The organism is Abyssibacter profundi (assembly GCF_003151135.1).
Lineage (GTDB): Bacteria > Pseudomonadota > Gammaproteobacteria > Nevskiales > OUC007 > Abyssibacter > Abyssibacter profundi.
Genome location: NZ_QEQK01000018.1, coordinates 66592 through 73039 on the forward strand (window position 1 = coordinate 66592; position 6448 = coordinate 73039).

A 6448-nucleotide genomic window follows, 5' to 3' on the forward strand; every position below is an offset into this window, starting at 1 on the left:
CTCCAGGCTCAGCCCTGCGCAGACACTGGTGGGTCTGCGGGCTATTGCTGGTGACGATGATTGCCATCACACAGCCGGCACAGGCACATACGCGCAGCCAGTCGTTCTCCAGCTGGAGCTGGCAGGACACCGAGGTCACGGGCCGTTTCACCATCGATGCGCGGCGCGCCACCTTGCTCTACGCCGATGTGCCTGCCGGCAGCGCGGCAGCCACGCAGTCGCTGCCTATGCGCCTGGCCGACCACTTGGCCGGCACCGTGCAGCTACGACAAGGCGACACCGTCTGCAGGACCATCGCCGACCCCATCCCGCGGCCTGCCGCGGCGGGATGGCTGGCCGTGGACCTCCAGTTCGCCTGCCCACTTTCGCTCAGCGATCAGTCTGCCCAGCTGCACATCGATGCGCTGTTTCGGTACGCCGCCACGCATTTGCACATCGCCCAGATCGGGCAGGATGCCGGGCAGATCGAGCGGGTGCTGACGCCAGAGCATTCGACCCTGACGCTTGGCGCGAACGCCACACCCCGCGTGGTCGGCCTGGGCGAGTTTGTCTGGCTGGGCGCCACGCATGTCGCCAGCGGCTGGGACCACATCGCTTTTCTTGCGGCCTTGTTGCTGTTGATCACCGGTTGGCGCGCCCGTCTATGGACCGTCACCGGCTTTACCATCGGGCATTCGATCACCCTGGCGCTGGTGGTTTCCGGCCTGTTGCTGCCCGATGGGCGAACCGTGGAAGCGCTCATCGGCTTCAGTGTGCTGTATGCGGCGCTTGATGCAGCCCGCCAGCGTGGCGATTTGCGCCACCACGCGATCCGATTGTGGCTGATCGCACTGGCAGGCATCGGCCTGGGCAGTTGGCTGAGCGGTTTGTCGGCATTGGCACCCGGTGTCTGGCTGGCCTGTTTATTACTCAGCTTGCGACTAGGCCCCGCAGGGACATCGACGCCGGCCGCCACAACCAGCGGTCCGTTGATCGCCACCGCATTTGGCCTGATTCACGGTGCCGGCTTTGCCGGCGCCCTGCTCGACCTAGCCATCAGTTCAGACTCGCTCTGGCGCATGCTGCTGGGCTTTAACCTGGGCGTTGAACTGGGACAAATCGGCATTGTCCTGGTGCTGGCCGCAGCGGGGGCCGGCTTACAACGGGGATGGACCCGTCTGCGTCCGCAAACCGCTGCGCACTGGCCTGCCACCCTGGCGCTTTGCGGCTTGGCTGGCCTGGGCAGTCACTGGTTCCTGCTACGCGCCCTGGGCGGCTGACCGCGGTCAGGGCTGCATCGGTGTGTCGGACAGCTGCCCCTCCAGTTCACGCGCAACGGCCTCCGGCGAGTCGGTGCCACGGGCCAGCAACGCATAGGCCACCGGCACCACAAAAATGGTGAAGAACGTGGCCGCCAACACGCCGGAGAGAATCACCACGCCGATGGAGAACCGTGTCTCCGCTCCGGCACCCGAAGACAGAATCAGCGGCAGCGAGCCTGCCGCCGTTGTGATGGCTGTCATGACGATGGGGCGAAACCGGACCTGCGCGGCCTCTCGCAACGCGTCGTCGAAGCCCACGCCAGCGTCTCGCCGCTGATTTGCAAACTCCACGATCAAAATTCCGTTCTTGGCCGCCAGGCCAATGAGCATGACCAGTCCGATCTGGCTGTAGATATTGAGGGAAGAATCCACAAGCCAAAGACCGAACAGCGCCCCCGCAACGGCCAGCGGCACGGTGAGCATGATGACCAGCGGATGGACGAAGCTCTCAAATTGCGCGGCCAGCACCAGAAACACCACCACCATGCCGAGCAGGAAGACGAAGACCAGCGAGCCGGTAGACTCCTGCAAATCACGTGACTGGCCCTTGTAGTCGATGACCACGGACTCGGGCAGCACCTCACGCGCCAGCGCCTCCAACTCGGTTAACGCCTCGCCCAGCACCAGGCCATCAGCGAGGTCGGCCTCGATGGTGATGGCGCGCACCCGGTTGTAACGGTTGAGCGCGAAGGCGTCAGCCTGCTCCCGGATGGTGACGAGATTGCCCAGGGGAATCAGTTCACCCGTGCTGTCGGAGCGCACGTACAGATTCGCGACCGCGTCCTGGGTGCGCTGGAGCTCACGCTCACCCTCGACGATGACATCGTATTCTTCGCCGTCATCAAGATACGTGGTCACGCGACGTGATCCGAGCATGGTCTGTAGCGTCAGTCCGATATCGCGCACCGACACGCCCAGGTCACCGGCGCGGTTGCGATCGATGGCGATGCGCAGCTGCGGCTGGGTTTCCTTGTAGTCGGAGTCGACACCACGCAGGCCGGGCATGCGTTCGTCGATGGCCTCCAGCAGCCTGTCGCGCCAGTCGACCAGCTCTTCGTAAGTCCCGCCACCGATCACGAACTGCACCGGCTGGCCACGCCCGCCGCCAAAACCCTGGCGCATGATCGGGAAGGCGCGCACGCCGGGCAGATCGCCCACGCGAGATCGAACGTCGTCCATGATCTCCCAGGCCGTACGGCGCTGCGCCCAGGGTCTGAGCACGAAGATCACGATGCCGCTGTTATAGCGTTCGCCACCGAAGCTGGGCGCCCGCACCAGCAGCCGCTGAACTTCCCCGGATTCGACCAGCGGCATGGTGCGCGCCTCGATCTCATCCATGTAGTCCTTCATGTAGTCGAAGGTCGCGCCCTCGGGCCCGCGGACGACCAGAAAAAACGCCCCCCGGTCTTCCTTAGGCGCGAATTCCGTGGGCACTGCCTGGTATAGATACACGGCGCCGACCAGCACGCCGGCAATCGCCAGCCCCACCACCCAGGGCGCGCGGAGTACGGCGTTGAGCAGGCGGCCATAACCTGCAGCCAGCCGGTCAAATCCACGTTCGATCAGGGCTGCCATGGACCGGCGTCCGCTGTGCCGATCCTTGGCCTTGAGCAGCTTGGAGCAGAGCATGGGCGACAAGGTGAGCGCGACGATCGTCGAGAAGAACACCGCGGCCGCCATCGTCAACGCAAACTCCGTGAACAAGCGCCCGATATCACCCGAGATGAACGACAGCGGCACGAACACGGCGATGAGCACCACCGACGTCGCAACCACCGCGAAACCCACCTGCCCGGCACCGCGATACGCGGCCACCAGTGGCGATTCACCGAGTTCCACGCGCCGCGCGATGTTCTCCAGCATGACGATGGAGTCGTCCACGACCAGCCCGACGGCAAGCACCATGGCCAGCAGGGTGAGCAGGTTAATGGTGAATCCGAACAGATAAAGCGCAACAAAGGTGGCGATCAGGGACACCGGCACCGTCACCGCGGGCACGATCATGGCGCGCACGCTGCCGAGAAACAGCCAGATCACCAGCACGACCAATGCCACGGCAATGGCCAGCGTCTTCCAGACCTCGGCAATGGCGGCCTCGATAAAGACGCTGGAGTCGTAGCTTTGCTCAATACTCATGCCGGCCGGCAAGTTCGGACTGAGACGCTCGCGCAGCGCCTTCGCCGCCCGTGCCACCTCAATGGTGTTGGCCGTGGACTGCTTGATGATGCCCATACCGACCATCGGCACCGTATTGCCCCGGAACAGCGTCCGATCCTCCACCGCGCCCTTCTCGACACGGGCGACCTCAGACATCCGCACGAGATGGCCGTCGGTGCTGGTCCCCACGACCAGATTCCGGAAGTCGGCCGGCGTGTGGTAGCCGCGCCGCACCCGGGCCGTGAACAGACGATCCTCGGACTCGATGCGTCCGGCCGGCAGCTCGACGTTCTCGGCGACCAGAGCGTTCTCGACATCCGCCACCGTGAGACCACGGGCCGCCAGGGCCTTGCGATCCAGCCAGATGCGCATGGCGTACTCCAGACCGCCACCGACTCGCACCCGCGCGACACCCGGGAGAATCGAGAAGCGATCCTGCAGATAGCGCCGCGCATAATCGGTGAGTTCCAGCAGATCCAATTCGGTGCTGGTGAGGTTCATCCACATGATGACGTCGTCGTCGGACTCCACCTTCTGGATGTCCGGTGGATCGGCCTCTTCCGGCAGGTTGTCCACCACACCCGATACCCGATCCCGGATATCGTTGGTTGCGCCGTCGATGTCACGGCCGGAATCGAACTCGATGGTGACCCGCGAGCGCCCATCCTCCGAGCTGCTGGAGATGAATCGGATCCCTTCGACGCCGGCAATACGGTCTTCGATAATCTCGGTAATCCGGGTCTCCACAACTGCGGCCGAGGCGCCGGTGTAAGAGGTATCTACGGAAACGATGGGGGGATCGATATCCGGGTATTCGCGCAGTGCCAGGCGCTCGTAGGCCAAGGCGCCAAATGCCAGCATCAGCAGTGACAAGACGCTAGCGAAGACCGGCCGGCGGACGGAGAGATCGGACAAGACCATGTCAGCTCTCCGTGGCGTTGCTGAGACTGGGCAGCGCTGCCGCACGATCAGCAACGCGCACCTTCGATCCCGGTGCCAGCTTCAGGGTGCCATCGGTGACGACCAGATCACCGGGAGCCAGTCCGCTGGTGATTTCTGCCAGCCCCGGTCGGCGCGTGCCGACGGTGACTTCCACCCGCTCCACGACACCCTCAACGATCCGGAACACGAACTGTCGCTCACCCCGTGGCACCAGTGCGCTTTCCGGCACGGCCAGCGAATCGCGTTGCCGCGCCAGCAGCTCCAGTTCGATCAACATCCCCGGTCGCAGGGCGTGATCGGTGTTGTCGATCTGAGCCCGCGCCATGATTGCGCGGGTCTGCGGGTTGACCTGCGTGGCCACCGCTGCGACCTCACCTTCGAACATCCGGTCGGGGAATGCCGATGTCCGCGCCACAAGCGGCACGCCGGCCTGCAGCCGGGCCAGCTCCGTCTCGGGCACGGTGAAGTCCACCTTGATCGTATCGATATCGTCCAGCGTGGTGATGACATCGCCAGGCTGAATGAGTGCGCCCACACTGACCATGCGCAGACCGACCCGGCCGGCGAAGGGCGCGCGAATCTGATGATCTTCGATCTGGGCCTCGAGCGCGGTGACTTCAGCCACAGCCGTCTCGACCTCGGAGGCCAACAAATCGACCTCAGACTCGGACAACACGCGATCCCGCACCAGTGACTCGGAGCGGTCCAGCGTGCGACGGCGCTCGGCCAGCCGGGCGCGCGCGGCGGCCAACGCGGCGCGTTCGGCCGTGTCGTCGAGGCGCGCCAGCAAGTCGCCGGCCTCAACCTCGGCGCCATCCTCGAAATTCAGCGCGATGATCTTTTCGGTGAGATTGGCACTGACATCCAAGGATTCGTTCGACCGTGCGGTTCCCAGGGCCTCGATTCCGCTGGCAAACCGCGCCAGCTCGACGCGCTCTGCAAGCACTTTCGTCGGCGCCCGCTCACCGGGCCCGCTGACATCCGATTCCGGTGCGCACGCCGCCAATACCCCACCCAGCGCGACCAGCAACAGCCGCGTGACCCGCATATTCATCATGGTTCATCCCTGAAGAAGCCGACCGACGGCCGGAAAGCACTGTCAAGCCTTCGTCAGACTGGACCAGGCCGTTAAGGTTCCTAAGCAATCATTCAAAAATTCTGTCGCGCCTGATCGATGATTCCGATGGTTGCCCAACCCACCGACGAGACGATCCAGATTCGGCACAATGCATGCCATGACGATTGCCAACTGGTTCATTGGTTGGCCGGCTGATCACTGGACGCCGGCTGACGCCGTCACTCGCACGCGAGCGGCACTGCCATTGCCACCGGGGTCGCGATCCATGACCGGAGACGACCTGCATGTCACGCTGGCATTCTTGGGGGCTTGCGGCGAACAGGCAGCACAGCAGGCCTTTGATTGCGCCCTCGCCCAGGCCAGAACCATGCCGACAACCATCGACTTGCAGGCTCGCGCATGGGCCCTGCTGGGCAGTTCGCAGTCACCATCCGCTGTGGCGCTGGAAGTGGCGGATGCAGGCAACGAAATCCACCGACTCATCGCGGACCACCGGCCCCAATTGTACGACGCTGCGCAGGCGCGGCCAGATCGTCGACCACCCAGGCCGCACGTCACCGTGGCGCGGCTGGACCGCCGCCTGCCCACCTCGCCCCGCCAACAGCTGGCGCACGCGCTGGGACAGCGTCCCCCGCCGGAGGCTCGTCTACGCTTGAATGCATTAGCCTTGTTCACCTGGACCGAACAGCGTGATGAGCGCTTGTTTCGTCGAGTCCGCTTCTGCCCACTAGGGAAACACTGATCTATTCTCACCACCAAGACGGAGCCGGTTTTCGCGCGAGCCCAGGCGGAGTGAGTGCCGCTTGGTCATTCCAAGTCAGCGAACGACACGAATGCGTTGGGAACGTATTCGGACGGCCGCAGGCCGGCCCGAAGGGCGAAGCGCATGGACGCGCTTCGCAACGCAGGATCGCGGGAAAACCGGCCCGTTCCGTCTGGATTGCGCCTGCAAACAGGCCAGACTGCGTTG

The 6448-nt window shown here is 64.5% G+C and carries 4 protein-coding genes; 2 read left to right on the top strand and 2 right to left on the bottom strand.

From position 1 onward, the window contains the following. Positions 1-56 precede the first annotated feature (56 nt). The gene (locus DEH80_RS15835) at positions 57-1259 is read left to right on the top strand and encodes a HupE/UreJ family protein (RefSeq protein WP_165831516.1); all 1203 of its coding nucleotides are present in this window, start codon (positions 57-59) and stop codon (positions 1257-1259) included. A gap of 6 nt (positions 1260-1265) precedes the next feature. On the opposite strand, the gene DEH80_RS15840 is transcribed toward DEH80_RS15835, so the two are convergent. Together DEH80_RS15840 and DEH80_RS15845 are read right to left on the bottom strand one after the other, a co-directional pair. Continuing rightward, positions 1266-4379, bottom strand: coding sequence for an efflux RND transporter permease subunit (locus tag DEH80_RS15840; protein WP_109721493.1), 3114 nt, complete (start codon positions 4377-4379; stop codon positions 1266-1268). Between the two features lies 1 nt (position 4380). Next, positions 4381-5457 carry an efflux RND transporter periplasmic adaptor subunit gene (locus DEH80_RS15845; protein ID WP_109721494.1) on the bottom strand — a complete coding sequence of 359 codons (1077 nt, stop codon included), beginning with the start codon at positions 5455-5457 and terminating at the stop codon, positions 4381-4383. Positions 5458-5743: 286 nt separating this feature from the next. Here DEH80_RS15845 and DEH80_RS15850 point away from each other — a divergent pair, with 286 nt between their 5' ends. Then, positions 5744-6220 carry a 2'-5' RNA ligase family protein gene (locus tag DEH80_RS15850; RefSeq protein ID WP_165831517.1) on the top strand — a complete coding sequence of 159 codons (477 nt, stop codon included), beginning with the start codon at positions 5744-5746 and terminating at the stop codon, positions 6218-6220. Positions 6221-6448 lie beyond the last annotated feature (228 nt).

Coding starts and splice junctions, on each gene's coding strand:
- DEH80_RS15845 (WP_109721494.1), bottom strand. CDS start 5,457: ATGATGAATATGCGGGTCACGCGGCTGTTGCTGGTCGCGCTGGGTGGG.
- DEH80_RS15835 (WP_165831516.1), top strand. CDS start 57: ATGATTGCCATCACACAGCCGGCACAGGCACATACGCGCAGCCAGTCG.
- DEH80_RS15850 (WP_165831517.1), top strand. CDS start 5,744: ATGACCGGAGACGACCTGCATGTCACGCTGGCATTCTTGGGGGCTTGC.
- DEH80_RS15840 (WP_109721493.1), bottom strand. CDS start 4,379: ATGGTCTTGTCCGATCTCTCCGTCCGCCGGCCGGTCTTCGCTAGCGTC.